Raw genomic sequence first — 17,673 nt, 5'->3', positions numbered from 1 at the left:
CACCGCTGCGCGGGTCCCCGTGCGGACGACGGCACCGAAGGCAGCGCGCTCGCGCATGCCGTGCGGCACGCGCGCCAGGCCCGCGCAGCGCTCGCACCCGGGTGGCGTCGGGCCCGGTGGTGGGCATGAACCGGGTATGTCTTCCGCGACTCCCCCGACCGGTCCGGGCCTCGTCGTCGTCCAGCCGTTGCGGCACAAGCGGTGCGCGGCGTGCGGGCGCGGTCCGTTGCCGATGCTCGTCCTGGAGAGCGGCGTACCGCGCTGCCTGGACTGCGCGGACCTGGGGCATCTGGTGTTCCTGCCGCGCGGGGACACGGCACTGACCCGTCGGTCGCGGGAGGAGAGCAGCCTGTCGGCGGTGGTCGTGCGGTTCAACCGGCGCAAGGCGCGCTACGAGCGGCAGGGCGTCCTGGTGGAGGAGGTGGCGCTGGCCCGGGCCGAGGAGCGCTGCCTGGCGGACGCGGAGGCGCGGCGGCGGCGCCGGGCGCGGGACGCTCGAAGGCGGGCGGCCGAGGACACGCGGTTCACGGCGGCGTTCGCGGCCGAGATCCGGCGGTTGTTCCCCGGTTGCCCGGACGAGCGGGCGCAGGCCATCGCCGCCCACGCCTCGGTGCGTGGCAGCGGGCGGGTGGGGCGCAGCGCGGCGGGGCGGGCGCTGTCGCAGGACGCGGTGGTCGCGGCGGTGCGCGCGGCCGTGCGGCATCGGGACACGCCGTACGACCGGCTGCTGATGAGCGGGATACCGCGCCATGAGGCACGGCGGCGGATCGCGCCCCGCCTGGAGGCGGTGCTCGCGCGGTGGCGGTACGGGGAGCTGCCGTCCGCCGGGTGAGGCTCGCTGCAGGCAAGAGGGGTGAGGCCCTCGAAGGATCACCCTCCGCGGGATCGGCACCCCGGCCCCTGGACGCTCGCGTATGCGTGCGCGCGGCTCGGCGATGGGCGTGCCCGGGCCGTGGCGCTTGGCTGGGGGTGACGGCGGGCGTTCGCCCGGGCAGGATCTACGGCATTTGCCAACGGCGTGACGTGAGGTGGGGGAGCCATGATCGACGGACCGTACCTGGTGCTGGTGGTGGTGGGTGTGCTGGCGACGGCATTGATGGCCGGCGTCTTCTGCGCCTTCTCCGTGCTCGTGATGCGCGGGCTCGCCGCGCTGCCGCCCGCGCAGGGCGTCGCCACGATGAACGCGATCAACCGGGCGGCGATGACACCGGCGTTCATGGTGGTGTTCCTCGGGGCGGCGGTGGTGTGCGCGGTGCTCGCGGTCGTCACCTTCGTGCTGTGGCCGCGGGAGGGCGCCGTGGAGCTGCTGCTGGGCAGCGCGTTGTATCTGTTCGGGGCGTTCGGTGTGACGGCGGCGGCGAACGTGCCGCGCAACGACGCGCTGATGGGGCATACGGCGGGCACCCCGGAGGCGGCCGCGTACTGGCCGTCGTATCTGCGGGAGTGGACGCGGTGGAACCACGTCCGGACGATCGCCTCGACGGCATCCGCCCTGGCGTACCTGCTGGCGCTTGTCTGAGTCCCGACCCGCCCGCCGTACGGCTCGCCGCCCGCCCTGCGCGCCTGCCCGCCCGGACGTATCGTGGCCGCAGGATGTGCCGCCCCGTGGCGCACGGCCTGTCGTACGCGACGCGAGGAAGACGGCCATGGCCGATCCCAAGGGTTTCATGACGACCCCCCGCCAGGACTGGCCGCGCCGGCCCGTCGAGGAGCGGGTGCGGGACTGGGACGAGGTGTACGTCCCCGGGGCGCTGTTGCCGATCGTCAGCAAGCAGGCGGACCGGTGCATGGACTGCGGCATTCCGTTCTGCCACCACGCCTGCCCGCTCGGCAATCTCATCCCCGAGTGGAACGACCTGGTCTCCCGCGAGGACTGGCGGGCGGCGAGCGACCGGCTGCACGCGACGAACAACTTTCCCGAGTTCACCGGCCGGTTGTGCCCGGCGCCGTGCGAGGCGGGCTGTGTGCTGGCCATCGACCAGCCCGCCGTGACGATCAAGAACGTCGAGTGTGCGATCGCGGACCGGGCCTGGGAGGAGGGGTTCGCGCCGCCCCGGCCGCCCGAGCGGCTGTCCGGCAGGACGGTGGCCGTGATCGGCTCCGGACCCACCGGGCTCGCCGCGGCCCAGCAGCTCACCCGGGCCGGGCACACCGTCGCCGTGTACGAGCGGGACGACCGGCTCGGCGGGTTGATGCGGTACGGCATCCCCGCGTTCAAGATGGAGAAGCGCCACCTGGAGCGGCGGCTGGAGCAGATGCGGGCGGAGGGCACGAAGTTCCGCACGTCGACGGCCGTCGGGCGGGACATCGGGGCCGTCGACCTGCGGTCGCGCTACGACGCGGTCGTGATCGCCACCGGGGCCACCGCGTGGCGTGAACTGGACGTGCCCGGCCGGGAGTTGACCGGGGTCCAGCAGGCGATGGAGTACCTCCCCCTGGCCAACCGCGTCTGCGAGGGCGACCTGGGGAGTTCACCGCTGTCGGCCGCCGGGCGGCACGTCGTGATCGTCGGCGGCGGGGACACGGGTGCGGACTGCCTGGGCACGGCGGTGCGGGAGGGCGCCGCCTCCGTCACCCAGCTGGACATCTACGGCCGGCCCGGCGCCGAGCGCGACGAGGACGCCGAGCCGTGGCCGACGTACCCGAAGACCTACCGCCTGTCCCCCGCCCACGAAGAGGCCCGTGACCTGCGGACGGCACCCGAGGCGCACGCCGACGCGCGGCTGTTCGCCGCGTCGACGCTGCGCTTCACCGGGGACGCGGAGGGGCACGTGCGGTGGCTGCACCTGGTCGATGTGGACGCGCACCGCCGTCCGCTGCCCGGCACCGAACGACGCGTGCCCGCCGATCTCGTCCTGCTCGCCCTCGGCTTCACGGGCCCCGACCGGCACGACGGCCTGATCGACCAGCTCGGCCTGGCTGTGGACGTGCGCGGCACGATCACCCGGGACGCGGACTTCGCGACGAACGCCCCCGGCGTGTTCGCCGCCGGAGACGCGGCGCGCGGGCAGTCGCTGATCGTGTGGGCGATCGCGGAAGGCCGGGCGGTGGCGGCCGCGGTCGACCGCCACCTGACGGGCAGCACCCGCCTCACGTCACCGATCGGCCCGTACGACCGCCCCATGACCGCGTAACCCTAAAGAACGCCATCACCGGCCGATCAGGGCTTGCGCGCCACCGCCCCGTAGCCCGGAATCACCCCGTCCTCCTGGCCCGGCACCGGATCCCCGAGCTCGGGGTGCCACCGGTGGACGACCTCGACGCCGGGGTCGACGCGTTCGAGCCCGTCCGAGAACCGGGCGAACTCCTCCCGGGAGCACAGCGCCAGCGTGACACCGGCGGTCTTGAGCTTGGCCGTGGCCGCCGCCGACTCCTCCGGCGTGAAGTCGGCGGTGGCGTGGGTCATCATCAGGTGGCTGCCGGAGGGCAGTTCGACCAGCGGCCGGCCCACCAGCTCGTGCGCGCCGTCCTCATCGGGGACGAAGTGCAGCAGCGCGCCAGGGACAGCGCCACGGGGCGGGAGAGGTCGAGGACCTTGGCCGCCCCCTCCACGAGGGTGGCCGGATCGCGTACATCGGCCTGGAGGTACTCGGTGACCCCCTCGGGCGTGCTGCGCAGCAGGGCGGCGGCGTGGGCGAGCACGATGGGGTCGTTGTCGCAGTAGACGACGCGGGCCGCGGGGCGATGCGCTGGGGTCCTTGCCGTCGAGGTACCAGTCGTACATCCGTGCGGGGTGCGGCTTGCTGGTGTCGATCTCGACGGTGCCCTTGCGGTCCCGCCCGGTCATACGGCGCTCCGTAAGCGTCCGGCGTGGTGAGGGAAGCAGTGAATGATCAAGCGCGGGCCGAGATCTCGTACCAGGATTAGGAAGTGGGGAAAAAGCAACAGACGGGTTCAGGACAGCAGGAAGTCCGCCACCCCCGCCTTCGCGCCCTCGATGAAGGCGGTCATCTCGTCGGAGGTGTAGATCAGGGCCGGCCCGTCGGGGTCGGTGGACTGGCGGACGGCGATCCGTCCGTCGGCGAGCTTCATCGCTTCCAGGCAGTTGCCGCCGTTGCCGCCGCTCCACGGCTTGTGCCAGCCCTCGCTGCCCAGTTCCCGCGCGGGCATGCCGTTGTATATCCCCTCGGCGCGGACCCGCGGGGACGTGGTGTGATCCATTCACAGCTCCTTGCGGAGATCCTGCAGGATCTCCTTCGTGCGATGTGCCGTCGCAGCATGTGCCGCCATGCGGTCCATGACCTCGAGGTGGGCGGCCACCTCGGGGCGCGCGTCGAGATAGACCGCGCCGGTCAGGTACTCGCTGTAGACCATGTCCGGCAGTTCCGGCATGGCGAATCGGAAGAGCACGAACGGCCCGTATGTGCCGGGGTGCGGGCCGGCGGAGAACTCGGCGACCTGCAGCGTCACCTGGGGCAGCTTCGTGGCCTCGAGCAACTTGTCGATCTGGGCGCGCATCACCGCCGGGCCGCCGACCGGGCGGCGCAGGACGGTTTCGTCCATGACGACCCACAGCCGGGGGGCGTCCTCACGGGTGAGCAGTTGCTGGCGTTGCATGCGCAGGGCGACGTGCCGCTCGATGTCCTCCGGCCGGGTCTGGCCGATGGCACCCGAGCGCAGCACACCGCGCGCGTAGTCCTCGGTCTGCAGCAGTCCGGGCACGAAGTGCGGCTCGTACTGGCGGATCAGCGACGCCGCGCCCTCCAAGCTGACGTGCAGGGAGAACCAGCCCGGCAGGATGTCGTGGAAGCGCTGCCACCAGCCGGGCCGGTTGGCGTCCTCGGCGAGCTGCACGAAGGCCTCGGCCTCGGGGTCGTCGACGCCGTACGCCTTCAGCAGCAGCTGGAGGTACGGAATCTTGAGCGCGACCTCGGCCGTTTCCATACGGCGGATGGTGGCGGGGGCGACGTGGAGGATGCGGGCGGCTTCCTCACGCTTGAGCCCGGCGCGTTCCCGCAGGTCCAGCAGGCGCCGGCCGAGGACGACCTGTCCCACGGTCGGCGCGGACCGCGGTTCGCTCACGCTCCACCTCCAGCAAGCGGCTCACCCGACGAAAGCATGCTGACAGCCCTGCGGCGCCATTCGGAGATCCATTCGCAGGTCTGGGCAGACCTCCGGCGATCCGAACTGGCGCCGCTCGACGTGCTGACGCGAGCAGTGTGCCATGACCTGTGCAGCCAGCACATCGCACTCTGCACTTTCCAGAGTGACTCTTGCCAAGTGTTCCCGGCGGGGCGATAGTGGCAGGCGTGATTCCGTCCGCGCCCTTAGGAACAGACGCCGCCGCAGACCCGATCGGTCTCGGTGCCGCCGCGGGAGCGAACCCCCTGGGGAGCGCTGCCGGGCGCCGGTTCCGGTTCGAGCTGGCCGCACACCCGGGTTCCCCGGCGCGAGCCAGACGCCTGACGCGGGCGCGGCTCACCGGCTGGTCGGTAGGCGAGGACGCCTGTGACACCGCGGCGCTGGTCATATCCGAGCTGGTCACCAACGCCATCGTGCACACGGCGAGCAGCCGCGTGGTGTGCGAGCTGCACGACCACGACGACACCGTGCGCATAGCCGTGCGCGACGAGGGCTGTGCGCCAGGCGACCCGCATCCGGCCCCGCAGCGGGGCGAGGCGGAACACGGGCGGGGCCTGCTGTTGGTCGACGCCGTGTGCCGGGCCTGGGGCGCCCAGGAGCACGGGCCCGGACTGCTGGTGTGGGCCGAGGTGCCACGCCAGGCCGGCATGCCGGGCACCCCCGGAGAGCCGCGCAACGACCTGGGCTGGGGTAGTCGCCCCAAGCCTGGCCCGGCCGGCCCCGGAGACGACGGCGACGGCGACGGCGATGAGGGGAAGACCGGCGCCGGGCAGCTGCACCACGCACCGGACGGTTCGCGCGCGGCCGGGCCGGGCGGCCGTGAGAGGGGGAGGCCGTGAGCGCCGGACCCGGCCGCGGCCAGGCACTGACCATGAACACGCTCGTCCAGCTCAACCGCCGTCTGCACACGCCTGCGGCACCTCGCCGACTCACCGTGCCCGAGGGCATGACCGCCCCGCTCGGCTGCGACGCCGTGGCCGTCCCGGCACGCTTCGGCCCCCTGCTCCTGCCCCGCCTGCCGCGCGTCGGCTGTGTGTACGCCGATGAGGCGCGCTGGTGGTGGATCGTCCCGTCCGACTCCGACTACGCGGTGGAATGGCCCGCCCCCGCGCAGTACGCCACCGGCGCGGTCCTGCCCGACTCCGGCGCCCCGCACGCCCCCGGCCTCATCCACCGACCGGACGACACCGTTCCGTACACCCCGCCGATCCCGCTCTACCTTGCGATGTGCCGCCTGACGGACACGGTCCCGAGCTGGTCGCGCCCGGTCAGCGCGTAACGCCTGCTGCGGACCTTCGACTCCGCGCAACTCCGGCTGCCGCCGCACCGACGGCCGGCTCCTCACGATCCACGCGCCCCCCGTGCGCCGCACACCGCGCACGGCGGCCGAGGCCGACATCGACGACGCCCAGCGCCCGCCTGAAGTGGGACGAGGCCCGCCGCATCGGCGCGCCCCGTGTGCCCCGCGCCGCGCCCCTCGGCCGCCCCATCAACGTGCACGGCGTGCGCCCGCGCGCTGCGCCGGTCGGCAGCCCCTGTGCCCGCACCTCCTGTCCCCCGCTCTGCGCCCTCCCCCGCTCCCGCCACCCCCGGGATAGTGACCGTCTGACCGGAGCCGGGGAGGCCATGTGGGTCACGAGCGCGACGCCGCCGAGCGTGAGGTGTCGGAGTCGGAACGCCTGCTGTTCGGCGGGCCACTGCGTTACGACATGGGCTGGAACCAGCACGTGGACGCGTTCCTGGAACTGAACCTGCGCGCGATGGTCACCCGGCTGCCCGCCCTGCTCGGCTCCAGCCTCCGCCTCGCCCGCCAGGCCGACCGCAGGGCCACCCGCACGGTGCTGCTCGCCGAGTCCGGCCGTGGCCTCGGCCAAGCGGTCAGTCTGCTGGCGGTCAACGGCGTGCTGAGCCGGTTGCTCGGCGACGGCACGCTGGAGGCACGCCTGCGCGGCGCCGCCCCGGCACTGGTCGCGCTGTCCGCCGTACTTCTGCTCTCGGCGCTGCTGCGCGCGGCGTCGACGTACGCCACCGGACGCCTGGAGCCCAAGGTGGAGCGGGTGGCCACGGAGCTGTACCTGGAGCGGGCGGCGAACGTGGAGCTGTCCGCGATCGAGGACCACGCCTTCCACAAGCTGCTGGACACCGCCCAGTACGGCGCCTCCTCCGCCCGCCGGATGATCATGTACGGCACGCGTGTGGTGAACGCCGTCATCTCGCTGGCCGCGGCGGCCGGCGTGCTGACCGTGCTGCATCCGGCGCTGTTGCCGCTGCTGGTCACGATGACCCTGCCGAGCGCCTGGAGTTCGCTGACCAACGCGCGGCGCCGCTACGAGTCCTTCCACACCTGGGTGCAGCACGCCCGGGCCGGGCACCTGATCAGCGGTCTGCTGACCGAGCCGCAGGCCGCGCCGGAGATCCGCGTGCACGGCGTGGGCCCGTTCCTGCTGCGCCATTTCCGCGCGATGTCGGAGACGGCGGAGGCCGAGCAGGCCCGCCTCGCCCGGCTCGCCGCCCGCACCGGGCTGATCGCGGCGACCTGGACGGGTCTGGCGACCGTGGCGACGTACGGCACGCTCGGGGGGCTGCTGCTGAGCGGAGCGATGGCGCTGTCGGTGGCGGGCACGGCGGTGGTCGCGATCCGCAGCGGCTCGACGAGCCTGAACACCCTGGTGCTGGAGATCAACGAACTGCACGAGGAGGCCCTGTTCGTCGGTGACCTGGAGCGCCTGTACGTCGAGGCGGCCGAGCGGGCCATTCCGGTCGGCGGCGTGCCCCTGCCCGAGGACCCGCGGGAGATCCGCTTCGAGAACGTCACGTTCCGCTACCCGGGCGACGCGACCCGCCCCGCGCTGGACGACGTCACGCTCGACCTCCCCCTCGGCCGGATCGTCGCGCTCGTCGGGGAGAACGGCTCGGGCAAGACGACGCTGGTCAAGCTGCTGGCGGGACTGTACCGGCCGGACGCCGGACGGATCCTGTGGGACGACGTGGACGCCGCCGGCGCCGACCGGCGGCTGCTGGCCGAGCGGGTGGCGATGGTCGCGCAGGACTTCAAACGGTGGCCGTTCACGGCCCGGGTCAACGTGGCCATCGGGCGTTCCGCTGCCCCGCTGACCGAGGAGCGGCTGGCCGCCTCGATCGCCCAGGCCGGCGCCGAGGACGTGGTCGCTGACCTGCCGCGCGGCCTGGACACGCTGCTGGCCAGGCACTTCTCCGGCGGCCACGAGCTGTCCGGTGGCCAGTGGCAGCGCCTCGGCATCGCCCGGGCCGCCTACCGGCGCGGGCGCATCCTGATCGTGGACGAGCCGACGGCGGCCCTGGACGCCCGGGCCGAGGTGGAGGTCTTCGACAAGATCCGCGCCCTGGCCGCCGCGGGGCAGACGGTCGTCCTGATCACGCACCGGCTGGCATCGGTGCGCCACGCGGACCTGGTGCACGTCCTGGATCAGGGCCGCCTGGTGGAGAGCGGCACCCCGCAGGAGCTGCTGGCCAAGGGCGGGGTGTACGCGGAGCTGTACGCGCTCCAGGCGGAGCAGTTCACGGTGAAGGTGGCGGGGGCGGCGGCGCCCCCGAGGACCGCGGAGACGACGGTGCCCGCCCCGAGGAGTACGGGGGCGGGCTGACCTGTGGCATGTGGCGCGGTCGCCATGCGGAGGGGTCGTCCTGCGGAGCGGTCGCCATGCGGAGCGGTCGTCACTCCATGGCGTCCGCGCTCCGGACGATCACCAGGAATGTGTCTGTCGTGAGGTCCATGACAACCTCGGCCGCCAGGCCCTCCTGTCGCCGCGCTTGCGCGAACTCCTCCGCAGGCCACGATCCGCGCGGCCCACCTGCGGGAAAGCGTTCGAGCACGGTTCGCCCGTTCACCATCTCGCACCTCCACAAAGTGTTGTCCGTGTAGGAGTTAACGCCCTGTGGAGGTCTGACGGCTCGCTCAGTGACCCGACTGAGACGTAGGTGACACAAGTTCACCGCGGACCGTGAGATTCCGTGCACGGACCGCACGCATCCGGTACGAAGCGTGTCAGTCCTCGTACTCGTCGTGATACCGCACCGGCACCCTCGCCTCCTGCCGGCCGAGCACCGTGAGGTCCAGCAGACTGCCCATGGAGCCGATGTCGTCGACTTCTCCTTCGGGCGTCGAGTAGGTGTGGAAGATCCGGTCGCGTTCCCGCAGGAAACAGCTCAGCCCCGGCCGCTCGGCGAGCGAGCCGTCACCCTGCTCCACGGTCACCTCGAAGTCCTGGTTGAAGTCCGTCTCGTGCGACGAGTACCAGGGCACGGTCCATCCCATCCTCGCCTTGAAGGGCAGGATCCGGGTGAACGGCACCCGCGACACCACCGCGAACGACGTCCCCCTCGCACGGAGATGAGCAAGTTGCCCCATTTGGTCCAGGAATGCGGAGCAGCGTCGGCAGCCGCCCTCCCACTCGGGCGCGAACATGAAGTGGTGGACGACGAGTTGGTCTCGCCCCTCGAAGAGGTCGAGCAGGGTCGCCTTGCCGTCGCCGCCCTCGAAGACGTACTCCTTGCCGATCTCCACCATCGGCAGCCGGCGCCGCTCCGCGCTCAGCGCGTCGCGCGCGCGGGTGACCGCCTTCTCCTTGACCAGCAGTTCCTCGCGCGCCGCGCGCCACTGCTCGCGCGAGACGACCTCCGGAAGCGACATGTGCCCTCCTGTGCAACGGTCCGTTCCCAGGAGGTGACCGAGGGTCGGTGCGGAACTCATCGGTGCGGGAGGAAAAATTCTGGAACCGAGGAGGCGACCGCACGCCGGTCGAAGGTGTCATGCTCGGTCAGTTCGTCGAGTTCGCCGAGGAGTTCGGCGAGCCGGCGCTCGTGTCGCGGGCTGAGCCGTCCGGTGTCGTCGAGGTGGACCGCGCAAGCGGTGGTGGTGTCGACGAGGCGTTCGAGGACGGTGGCGACCTCGCCGGTGCCCGCGGTGTGCCGGGCCAGCGGGGGGAGTTCCGCGGCGGCGAGTGCGCTGGCGGTGCGGGCCTCGGACAGGGTGCGGTAGGCCTCTCGGCGCAGGGCCCAGCGCACGGCGCGCGAGCCGGGGTCGGTGAGGACGTGCATCAGGTAGGCGTCCGCGGCGCCGGCCGCCACGGCGAGCCGGTCGCGCACCGTGCCGCCCCGCTTCCCGGGCATCGGCAGATGGCCGACGATCAGCACGATCGCGCAGGCCAGCAGCGTCTCCCCGATCCGGCTCAGGGACGCCTGCGGCTCGCCGCCCACCATGACCAGCCCGAGCACCAGGACGGTGACGACCGCGGTCTGCGCGGCGAAGTGCCGTGCGGCGACGGGGACGAGCGCACCGCACAGGGCGACGAGGACGACGAGCCCGGCCGGCCGGGGCAGTACGGCGGCGAACGCGGCGAAGACGAGGGCCCCGAGCACCGTCCCGGCGGCCCGGCACAGCACCCGCGACGCCAACGGCCCGAGGTCCGGCTTGACCAGGAAGACAGCGGTGACGGGCAGCCAGTACCAGTGGCTGTGCTGTCCGTACCAGTGCGTGCGGTGCAACGCCTGCGCCACGGCGGCCGCGGCGCCGAACGAGACCGCCACCCGCAGCCCGTACTCGCGCCCGCCGGAGCCGACGGCGGCCCGCAGCAGTTGCCGTGCCGTCCGCCGCCGCGCGTGCAGCGCGGTGCCGTGCCCCCGGTCGAAGACCTCGGCGGCCTGCAGCAACGCGTTGTCGAGCGCACGCAGTGCGGGCTCCGCCCGGCTCGGTGCGGGCAGCGGCCCGGTGGGGGTGTTGTCCCGCACCGCGGACGCGAGCCGACGCGGCCCCGCACCGGCCCGCGTCCCGACCGGCTCCCCGGCCCAGGCCAGCGCCGTCGCCGCCTCGGCGAGCGGCAGGGCGGCGGTGTACTGCGCGTGCAGCCGCCGCTCGGCGGCGCAGGAGGCGTACCGCCGCAGCCGGGGGCCGGACAGGCAGTCCTGCGCGTGGTCCAGAGCGGCGGTGAGGGCGGCCCGCCGGTAGAGAGCGAGCGGTCCGCCGACCGCGTCGAGCAGTTCGGCGATCGCGTCATAGACGCGGGCGACGGCGGCCCGCTCCCCGTCGAACCGGAAGTCCTTTCGGAGGTACAGCCGGACAGCCGGCCGGGTGTCCCCGGCGAGGGATCCCGGTGTGGGCAGCGCGAGCCGCAGCGTCAGCAGCCATCCGGCGCCGGCGAGGAAGCAGAGCCCACGCAGCCAGCCGCTCTCCGGCAGCGGCATCCCGGCCCCCACCGCCGCCGCGGCAAGCACCTGCGTCGCCGCCGCCGAGGCGACCGGCCCGACGGCACTGGCCCCACCGGCGAACAGCCCGAGCACGGTGAGCACGGCGGTGAGCAGGACGGGGCCGGCGTACTGCCCGGCGTACGTCCCGACGAGCAGCCCGGCGGCCCCAGCGAGCGCGGGCACCCCGATCCGCTCGACCGAGGCCCGGCGGCTGCCGGGGCGGTCGTTGATCCCGGCGAACATGGCGGCGAGGGCGGCGACGACACCGAGCGACGTACGGCCGGCGGCGAGCGCCCCGAGCAGCAGCGGCCCCGCCGTCAGCGCTCCGCGCGTGACCGCGCTCCAGGGCACCGGTCCTCGCTGGGCGCGCAGGGCGTGGGCGAGCCAGGGCGGAAGGGTGAAGGTGGCGGGGCGGGACACGGGGCTCCTGTTCGGACGAGGGCGGGGTGTGCCTTCGGGCGACGGTGGCCGAGTGGGTGTGTTCCCACCGTAGATCGCGTTCTTGGAGAGGAGAGGACAGTCGTGTTTCAGCCAGGTGACAGTTCCGGCCGGCCGACGCTCGGTCCTCTCGGGCGCAGGGCGATGCGTCGGGATCGTCGCCGGTTGAGCGCGGGACGGCGCGACGGGGATCTGCCGGTTCAGCGCAGTGCGCTCAGGAAGAGTTTTTCGGCGCCGGCGACGGCCGCGGCCAGCCGGCCCGGTTCCGGTTGAAGGCCGGCCAGCAGGCCGTCTATTCCGCGCAGGCCCGCCCGTGCCAGCAGCTGCTTCTCGTTGGTGACCCACTCGCCGCGCGCCGCCATCACCGCGTGCCCGGCCTGTACGGCGGCGGTGGCGACGGCACCGGCCACCTCCGTCAGGCGTGCGGCCGGGGCGTGGTTGTCGCGGGCGTAGGCGAGGGTGAGGCGGGCGCAGCCTAGCCAGTGATCGCGCGCGGTGTGCCGCAGCGGTCCCGGGTAGGCGGCCGGCTTCGGCATCTCACCGCGCAGCACCTGGTTGACGGCCAGCTCCGCGACGACCAGGTAGGTGGGGATGCCGGCGAGGTGGAAGAGGAGCGGCTCCACACGGAAGCGGCCCTGCTCCGCCTCGGCCAGTTCGTGCTCGACGACATCCAGGTCGCGGTAGTGGACGTCGACGCGGCGGCCCTCGACGGTCAGCCACGCTCCGCCGTTGAAGACGCCGCCGCCCCAGCCGCCGACCTCCGACACCTCGCCCTCCCAGCCGACCGCGCGCAGGTCGGCGGGGTCGAAGGGGCCGCGGTAGTAGACGGCCAGGTCCCAGTCGCTGTCGGGCCGGTGCGTGCCCTGCGCCCGCGAGCCCCCGAGGGCGACGGCACGGACGGTGGGAAGGGCGGCCAGACGGTCGGCGGTGCGGTCGAGGAAGACGTGGTCGGAGACGGACGGCACGGGTGCGGCTCCAGCAGGCGACGGGTCGGAGTGGGGGTGCGCTCGGGGGGCAGAGTCAGGTCGGTCTCTGCGGGGGGTGGGATCGGGGTCGGGCGCAGCGTACGCGGGGTGTGACGGGTGGGCGAGGCAATCAATCAGGCACGGGTGGCCACTTCCGCCGCTAGATCACGCTCCACGGTGCAGCACCAGTTCGGGGACGAAATCCGCCCGGCTGAACCACGTCCACCGCGGCACCAGGTGCGTCACCCGGCGTACGGCAACCCGGCTGCCCGCGCCGCCGTGCGCAGAACGTCCCGCAGCATCTCGGGAGTGAGCCGCCCGGTGAAGGTGTTGCGCTGGCTGACGTGGAAGCAGCCGAAGAGCTGGAGCGGTGCCCGACCTTCTCCATCCTCCCCGCCCCCTCCGCCTTCCACTCCGGTCCGGCCGTTCCCGCCGTCAAGCGTCACCCTGGCGCCGTGTGCGAAGGCCGGCCGAGGACGGGGCACCGGCCAGCCCGCCTCGGCGAACGCCGGCAGCGCGGCCTGCCAGCCGAACGCGCCGAGCACCACCACCGCCCGCAGCGTCGGACGCATCAGCGTCAGCTCCTGCACCAGCCAGGGCCGGCAGGTGTCCCGCTCCTGCGGCGTCGGCTTGTTCGCCGGCGGCGCGCAGTGGACCGGCGCGGTGACCCGCACCCCGTACAGCTCCAGTCCGTCGTCCGCACTGACCGCCGTCGGCTGCGAGGCCAGCCCCACGTCGTACAGCGCCTGATACAGCACGTCGCCGGAACGGTCCCCGGTGAACATCCGCCCGGTCCGGTTGCCGCCGTGCGCGGCAGGCGCGAGCCCGACGATCAGCAGCCGCGCATCGGCCGGTCCGAACCCGGGAACGGGCCGCCCCCAGTACGTCCAGTCGGCGAACGCGGCCCGCTTCGTCCGCGCCACCTCCTCCCGCCAGGCGACAAGCCGCGGGCAGGCCCGGCAGCCCGCGACCCGCCGGTCGAGTTCGGGAAGGCCGGAGGGTGCGCTGAGGGTCATGGCACCACGGTATGCCGGGGGCCGGAAACCCGTGGGGCGCACCCCGTGCGGCGAGCTAAGGTCGAGGACATGGTTGCTGAAGGTGCGGACCACGAGACGACGGATGCGACGGGCCCTGACGCGGAACCGTCCGGTGCCGCGCCCGCGGCGGACGCCACCGCCGCCACGCAGGGGGCTGCCGCTCCCGAGATCGCCGCTGGGCAGGAGACCGCCGATCCGAAGATCGCCGCTGCCATCGCCGCCGCCGAGGCTGCAGGCCCCGCTCCCGGGGAGTCCGTCCGCATCGACAGCTGGATCTGGGCCGTACGTCTGATCAAGACCCGTTCGCTCGGAGCCACCGCCTGCCGGGGCGGCCATGTCCGGGTGAACGGGGAGCGAGTGAAGCCGGCGTACAACGTGCGCGTGGGCGACGAGGTCCGACTGCGGAGCGAAAACCGGGAACGGGTCGTGGTCGTCAAACGCCTGATCCGTAAGCGGGTCGGAGCGCCCGTGGCCGTCCAGTGCTACATCGACAACAGCCCGCCGCCCCCGCCCCGCGAGGCCGTCGCCCCCGCCGGCATCCGCGACCGGGGCGCAGGCCGCCCCACCAAGCGCGACCGCCGCGAGCTCGAACGCCTTCGGGCTCTGCGCGGCCTGCCGAGCCTGGGCGGCGCGGGACCGAAGCCGGGTGGCGGTGGCGGAGGATCCGGGCACCGGTGACAGGGGGCTCCCGCCTTGAGTCGGGCCCCTCCCCGCGTCGCCTCACGCCCCGCGTCGCAGCCTGGCCACCAGGTCGGCGTTGTGCTGTCGGCGGGCCCAGGCTATGAGGGCGAGCGGCACCAGCAGGATCAGTGGGGTGGCCGCGTTCTGACCGTCGAAGACGGTCACCTGGACGATGAACGCGCCCACCATCAAGGCGCTCCAGGACACCGCCGCGACCGACTGCAGGACCGGGACCAACAGTGCTACGGCCCCCGCCAGCTCCAGCAGACCGATGGCGTACATCCCCGCGCTGCCCCAGCCGATCCGGTCGAACGACTCCGCCGCCGTGGGGTGCGCGATCAGCTTCGGGAGCGCACTGGCAAAGGCGTAGAACAGCGCGAGCAGCACCTGCACGGTACGCAGGGCGATCCGGGCGTACCGACGGCGCTTGGCCGTGGAGGTCGTCGGGATCGACGCCGTGCCGGCGGTCGCCGCGGTGGCGAGGGAGCCAGCGGGAGCGGTGGTCTCGGACATGAGGGTCTCCTGGTTTCGCGTTTCGTGTGATGCACCCGTACAGACCCCGTGGAGCCCCGAAACTCATCGGCCCGGTGTGCACCTGCTTCAGCTCCCTGCCCGTCCAACGGCCCGCTCCCGCACGGCCGTTCCCCCACGTCTCCTGTTCACCCGTTCGAGCGAAGACCCTTCGTTCGTGGGCGGAGAAGCACCTCGCTCGAGATGCCGGCGACCCTCCGTTCGTGGCCGAGTGAAGACCGCTTGGTGAACGTCCCCGGCCGGAGTACGTTGCTGGGAGGAGTGGTGATCGCGATGCGTACAGGCAGTGAGCCGACGACAGCACGCAGTGCGCTGCGGATGCGCTTCTGGCTGAGCGTGTGGGGGCTGATCTGGGCGATCGCGGGCACTGCCGGGTTCGCGCTCGCCGGGCGACCCGGCTGGGCGGCGGCGTGCGGTGTGCTGTGGCTGGTGGTCACCGTCGACATGGCGGTGATCCTGCGGCACATACGGCAGGGCCCGCACTTCCAGCCTGGCCCCGACATCCCGCCCTACCGGCCGCCGGAACACCGCCGGCCGTGAGCCGAGGGCGTCTCACGCGTCGAAGCGCGCCGCCTTGAGGTACTGCGGGTTCGGGTCCAGCGCGGCCGCCAGACGGAAGTGCCGTCGGGCCTGGTCGTCGCGGCCCTGGCGTTCGTAGGTGCGGGCGAGCGCGAAGTGGGCGTAGGCGTTGTCCGGTTCCCGCTCCAGAACGATCGTGAACTCAAGTTCTGCGGGACGCAGTTGCGCGGCGGCGAAGAAGGCACGGGCGCGCAGCAACCGTGCGGCGGTGTTCTCCGGGTGCGCGGCGATCACCGAGTCGAGCAGCTTCACCGCGCCCCGCGGATCGCGAGCGGCGAGCAGTTGCTCGGCGGCACGGAAGTCGATGACGTGTGTCTCCGGAGTACCTCCGGTCGAACCGCTGGTCTGGGGCACGGAAAATTCCTTCCCTCACTCGAGGGCTTCAACGCCCCGACCGAGTACCCCTATTCCAGCGGCGACAGCGGTGACCGCAACGGCTGCGGTGATCGCGGTGATTACGATAAGCGCAACTCCTGCGACTGCTGTGACCGAACTGCGCCCGCCAGGGCCACCGCGTCCACTGCCGCTACTGCGGCCGTCCCGGTCGCTACCGAGCCTCCCGCGCCCTGCGTGCCAGCTCCGCCCAGACCTCCCGCACGCGCGCCTGCAGCTGCTCCAGTGGCACGTCGTTGTCGATCACGATGTCGGCGATCTCCCGGCGCTTCTCCCGCGAGGCCTGCGCGGCCATGCGTGCGCGGGCGTCCTCCTCCGTCATGCCGCGCAACCGCACAAGCCGGTCGAGTTGCGTGGCGGGGCTCGCGTCGACGACGACCACGACGTCGTACAGCGGGGCCAGGCCGTTCTCGGTGAGCAGGGGGACGTCGTGGACCACGACGGCGTCCTTCGCCGCGGCCTGCTCCAGCTCGCGGGAGCGGGTGCCGACCAGTGGGTGCACGATCGCGTTCAGCACGGCCAGCTTCTCGGGGTCGGAGAAGACGATCGAGCCCAGCTTGGGACGGTCGAGGCTGCCGTCGGGCGTGAGCACCTCGGGCCCGAAGGCCTCGACGACCGAGGCGAGGCCGGGCGTGCCCGGCTCCACGACCTCGCGGGCGATGCGGTCGGCGTCGATCAGCACGGCCCCGCACTCGACGAGCAGCCGCGACACCTCGCTCTTGCCGGCACCGATGCCGCCGGTCAGGCCCACTGTCAGCATGAGCGGAAGCTTAGGGCCTGCCGCCGACAGCGGATGCGGCGGAGGTCAGTTGTCGCCCTCCCGTTCGGCGAGGAAGCGCTCGAACTCGCGGCCGATCTCGTCCGCGGAGGGGATGTCGACGGGCTCGGCCAGCATGTTGCCTCGGCTCTCCGCGCCGGCGGCGGCGTCGTACTGGTGCTCGAGCCCCTGGACCAGGGTGGTGAGCTCCTCGTCGCCCTCTCTGATCTGGCGGTCGATCTCGGTCTGCGTGCGGTGGGCGTCGTTGCGCAGGGAGTGCGCGATGCTCGGCAGCACCAGGCCGGTGGCGGCCGTGATGGACTCCAGCACCGTGAGCGCCGCATCCGGATAGGGCGAGCGGGCGATGTAGTGCGGGACATGCGCGGCGACACCGAGAACGTCGTGGCCGGCCTCCATCATCCGGTACTCGACGAGGGCCTCGGCGCTGCCGGGCACCTCGGCCTCGTCGAACGGGCTGCTGTGGCCCGGGACGAGGTCGTTGCGGTTGCCGTGCGGGGTGAGGCCGACCGGGCGGGTGTGCGGGACGCCCATGGGGATGCCGTGGAAGTTCACCGACAGGCGGACTCCGAGCCGCTCGACGATCTGCCGCACGGCGGCGGCGAAGCGTTCCCACTCGACGTCCGGCTCGGGCCCGGACAGCAGCAGGAAGGGCGCGCCGGTGGCGTCCTGGACGATCCGGACGGTGATGTCCGGCTCCTCGTAGTCGGCCCACCGGTCGCGGCGGAAGGTCAGCAGCGGGCGCCGGGCGCGGTAGTCGACCAGCCGGTCGTGGTCGAAGCGGGCGACGACCTGGTGGGGCAGCGAGTCGAGGAGCCGTTCGACGATCTGGTCGCCGGTCTCCCCCGCGTCGATGTATCCGTCGAAGTGGTAGAGCATGACAAGTCCGGCCGACTCCTGGGCGAGCGCCATGTCGACGACGGCCAGCCCCTTCGGCTCCCACGTGTACAAACCCTGCGGATCAAGCACA

Annotated in this window: 18 protein-coding genes and 1 pseudogene; 8 read left to right on the top strand and 11 right to left on the bottom strand. The window is 72.9% G+C overall.

Annotated features, from left to right (window positions below):
• Window positions 1-136: 136 nt before the first annotated feature.
• The 3 genes from ACF1GV_RS05445 to ACF1GV_RS05435 all read left to right on the top strand — a co-directional run bounded on the left by ACF1GV_RS05445 (window position 137) and on the right by ACF1GV_RS05435 (window position 3,134).
• Window positions 137-832, top strand: a complete 696-nt coding sequence (locus ACF1GV_RS05445; protein ID WP_391678075.1) for a DUF2293 domain-containing protein — start codon at window positions 137-139, stop codon at window positions 830-832.
• 207 nt (window positions 833-1,039) lie between these two features.
• On the top strand, window positions 1,040-1,519 hold the full coding sequence (locus tag ACF1GV_RS05440) for a DUF1772 domain-containing protein (protein ID WP_391678073.1): 480 nt from the start codon (window positions 1,040-1,042) through the stop codon (window positions 1,517-1,519).
• Window positions 1,520-1,646: 127 nt separating this feature from the next.
• Window positions 1,647-3,134, top strand: a complete 1,488-nt coding sequence (locus ACF1GV_RS05435; protein WP_391678070.1) for a glutamate synthase subunit beta — start codon at window positions 1,647-1,649, stop codon at window positions 3,132-3,134.
• A 26-nt stretch (window positions 3,135-3,160) separates the two neighbouring features.
• Here the strand turns inward: ACF1GV_RS05435 and ACF1GV_RS05430 are convergent.
• From ACF1GV_RS05430 to ACF1GV_RS05420, 3 genes and pseudogenes are all read right to left on the bottom strand, one after another.
• A pseudogene (locus tag ACF1GV_RS05430) lies at window positions 3,161-3,787 on the bottom strand (SAM-dependent methyltransferase).
• Between the two features lie 107 nt (window positions 3,788-3,894).
• Entirely contained in the window at window positions 3,895-4,161 is a 267-nt protein-coding gene (locus tag ACF1GV_RS05425) for a DUF397 domain-containing protein (RefSeq protein WP_391678067.1), read from the bottom strand.
• Window positions 4,162-5,022: a helix-turn-helix domain-containing protein gene (locus tag ACF1GV_RS05420; protein WP_391678066.1), complete on the bottom strand. Its 861-nt coding sequence runs from the start codon at window positions 5,020-5,022 to the stop codon at window positions 4,162-4,164.
• A 218-nt stretch (window positions 5,023-5,240) separates the two neighbouring features.
• Between ACF1GV_RS05420 and ACF1GV_RS05415 the strand changes: the two genes are divergently transcribed.
• The 3 genes from ACF1GV_RS05415 to ACF1GV_RS05405 all read left to right on the top strand — a co-directional run bounded on the left by ACF1GV_RS05415 (window position 5,241) and on the right by ACF1GV_RS05405 (window position 8,705).
• A complete protein-coding gene (locus ACF1GV_RS05415; RefSeq protein ID WP_391678063.1) occupies window positions 5,241-5,921 on the top strand; it encodes an ATP-binding protein in 681 nt (226 codons plus the stop codon).
• Between the two features lie 32 nt (window positions 5,922-5,953).
• Window positions 5,954-6,361 (top strand): hypothetical protein, encoded by a 408-nt coding sequence (locus ACF1GV_RS05410; protein WP_391678501.1) that lies wholly within the window; start codon window positions 5,954-5,956, stop codon window positions 6,359-6,361.
• 430 nt (window positions 6,362-6,791) lie between these two features.
• Window positions 6,792-8,705, top strand: a complete 1,914-nt coding sequence (locus ACF1GV_RS05405; RefSeq protein ID WP_391678499.1) for an ABC transporter ATP-binding protein — start codon at window positions 6,792-6,794, stop codon at window positions 8,703-8,705.
• A gap of 401 nt (window positions 8,706-9,106) precedes the next feature.
• On the opposite strand, the gene ACF1GV_RS05400 is transcribed toward ACF1GV_RS05405, so the two are convergent.
• The 4 genes from ACF1GV_RS05400 to ACF1GV_RS05385 form a co-directional block, all read right to left on the bottom strand.
• Window positions 9,107-9,751 carry a DUF899 domain-containing protein gene (locus ACF1GV_RS05400; protein WP_391678061.1) on the bottom strand — a complete coding sequence of 215 codons (645 nt, stop codon included), beginning with the start codon at window positions 9,749-9,751 and terminating at the stop codon, window positions 9,107-9,109.
• A 56-nt stretch (window positions 9,752-9,807) separates the two neighbouring features.
• Window positions 9,808-11,724 (bottom strand): FUSC family protein, encoded by a 1,917-nt coding sequence (locus ACF1GV_RS05395; RefSeq protein WP_391678058.1) that lies wholly within the window; start codon window positions 11,722-11,724, stop codon window positions 9,808-9,810.
• A gap of 218 nt (window positions 11,725-11,942) precedes the next feature.
• Window positions 11,943-12,707, bottom strand: coding sequence for a nucleotidyltransferase domain-containing protein (locus ACF1GV_RS05390; RefSeq protein WP_391678056.1), 765 nt, complete (start codon window positions 12,705-12,707; stop codon window positions 11,943-11,945).
• 242 nt (window positions 12,708-12,949) lie between these two features.
• Window positions 12,950-13,723, bottom strand: a complete 774-nt coding sequence (locus tag ACF1GV_RS05385) for a uracil-DNA glycosylase (protein WP_391678053.1) — start codon at window positions 13,721-13,723, stop codon at window positions 12,950-12,952.
• A 69-nt stretch (window positions 13,724-13,792) separates the two neighbouring features.
• On the opposite strand from ACF1GV_RS05385, the gene ACF1GV_RS05380 reads away from it, so the two are divergent.
• Window positions 13,793-14,422: an RNA-binding S4 domain-containing protein gene (locus ACF1GV_RS05380; RefSeq protein WP_391678050.1), complete on the top strand. Its 630-nt coding sequence runs from the start codon at window positions 13,793-13,795 to the stop codon at window positions 14,420-14,422.
• Window positions 14,423-14,464: 42 nt separating this feature from the next.
• Here ACF1GV_RS05380 and ACF1GV_RS05375 read toward each other — a convergent pair whose 3' ends face one another.
• The gene (locus tag ACF1GV_RS05375; RefSeq protein ID WP_391678048.1) at window positions 14,465-14,938 is read right to left on the bottom strand and encodes a DoxX family protein; all 474 of its coding nucleotides are present in this window, start codon (window positions 14,936-14,938) and stop codon (window positions 14,465-14,467) included.
• A 291-nt stretch (window positions 14,939-15,229) separates the two neighbouring features.
• Here ACF1GV_RS05375 and ACF1GV_RS05370 point away from each other — a divergent pair, with 291 nt between their 5' ends.
• Window positions 15,230-15,496, top strand: coding sequence for a DUF6343 family protein (locus tag ACF1GV_RS05370; RefSeq protein WP_391678047.1), 267 nt, complete (start codon window positions 15,230-15,232; stop codon window positions 15,494-15,496).
• Window positions 15,497-15,508: 12 nt separating this feature from the next.
• On the opposite strand, the gene ACF1GV_RS05365 is transcribed toward ACF1GV_RS05370, so the two are convergent.
• The 3 genes from ACF1GV_RS05365 to ACF1GV_RS05355 form a co-directional block, all read right to left on the bottom strand.
• On the bottom strand, window positions 15,509-15,889 hold the full coding sequence (locus ACF1GV_RS05365; RefSeq protein WP_391678045.1) for a tetratricopeptide repeat protein: 381 nt from the start codon (window positions 15,887-15,889) through the stop codon (window positions 15,509-15,511).
• A gap of 193 nt (window positions 15,890-16,082) precedes the next feature.
• Entirely contained in the window at window positions 16,083-16,688 is a 606-nt protein-coding gene (coaE, locus tag ACF1GV_RS05360; protein WP_391678043.1) for a dephospho-CoA kinase, read from the bottom strand.
• A 45-nt stretch (window positions 16,689-16,733) separates the two neighbouring features.
• Window positions 16,734-17,672 carry a PAC2 family protein gene (locus ACF1GV_RS05355; protein WP_391678040.1) on the bottom strand — a complete coding sequence of 313 codons (939 nt, stop codon included), beginning with the start codon at window positions 17,670-17,672 and terminating at the stop codon, window positions 16,734-16,736.
• Window position 17,673 lies beyond the last annotated feature (1 nt).

The sequence above is a fragment of the Streptomyces sp. NPDC014006 genome, assembly GCF_043088925.1.
Taxonomy (GTDB): Bacteria; Actinomycetota; Actinomycetes; order Streptomycetales; family Streptomycetaceae; genus Streptomyces.
This window is presented reverse-complemented; position numbering and strand designations above follow the sequence as displayed.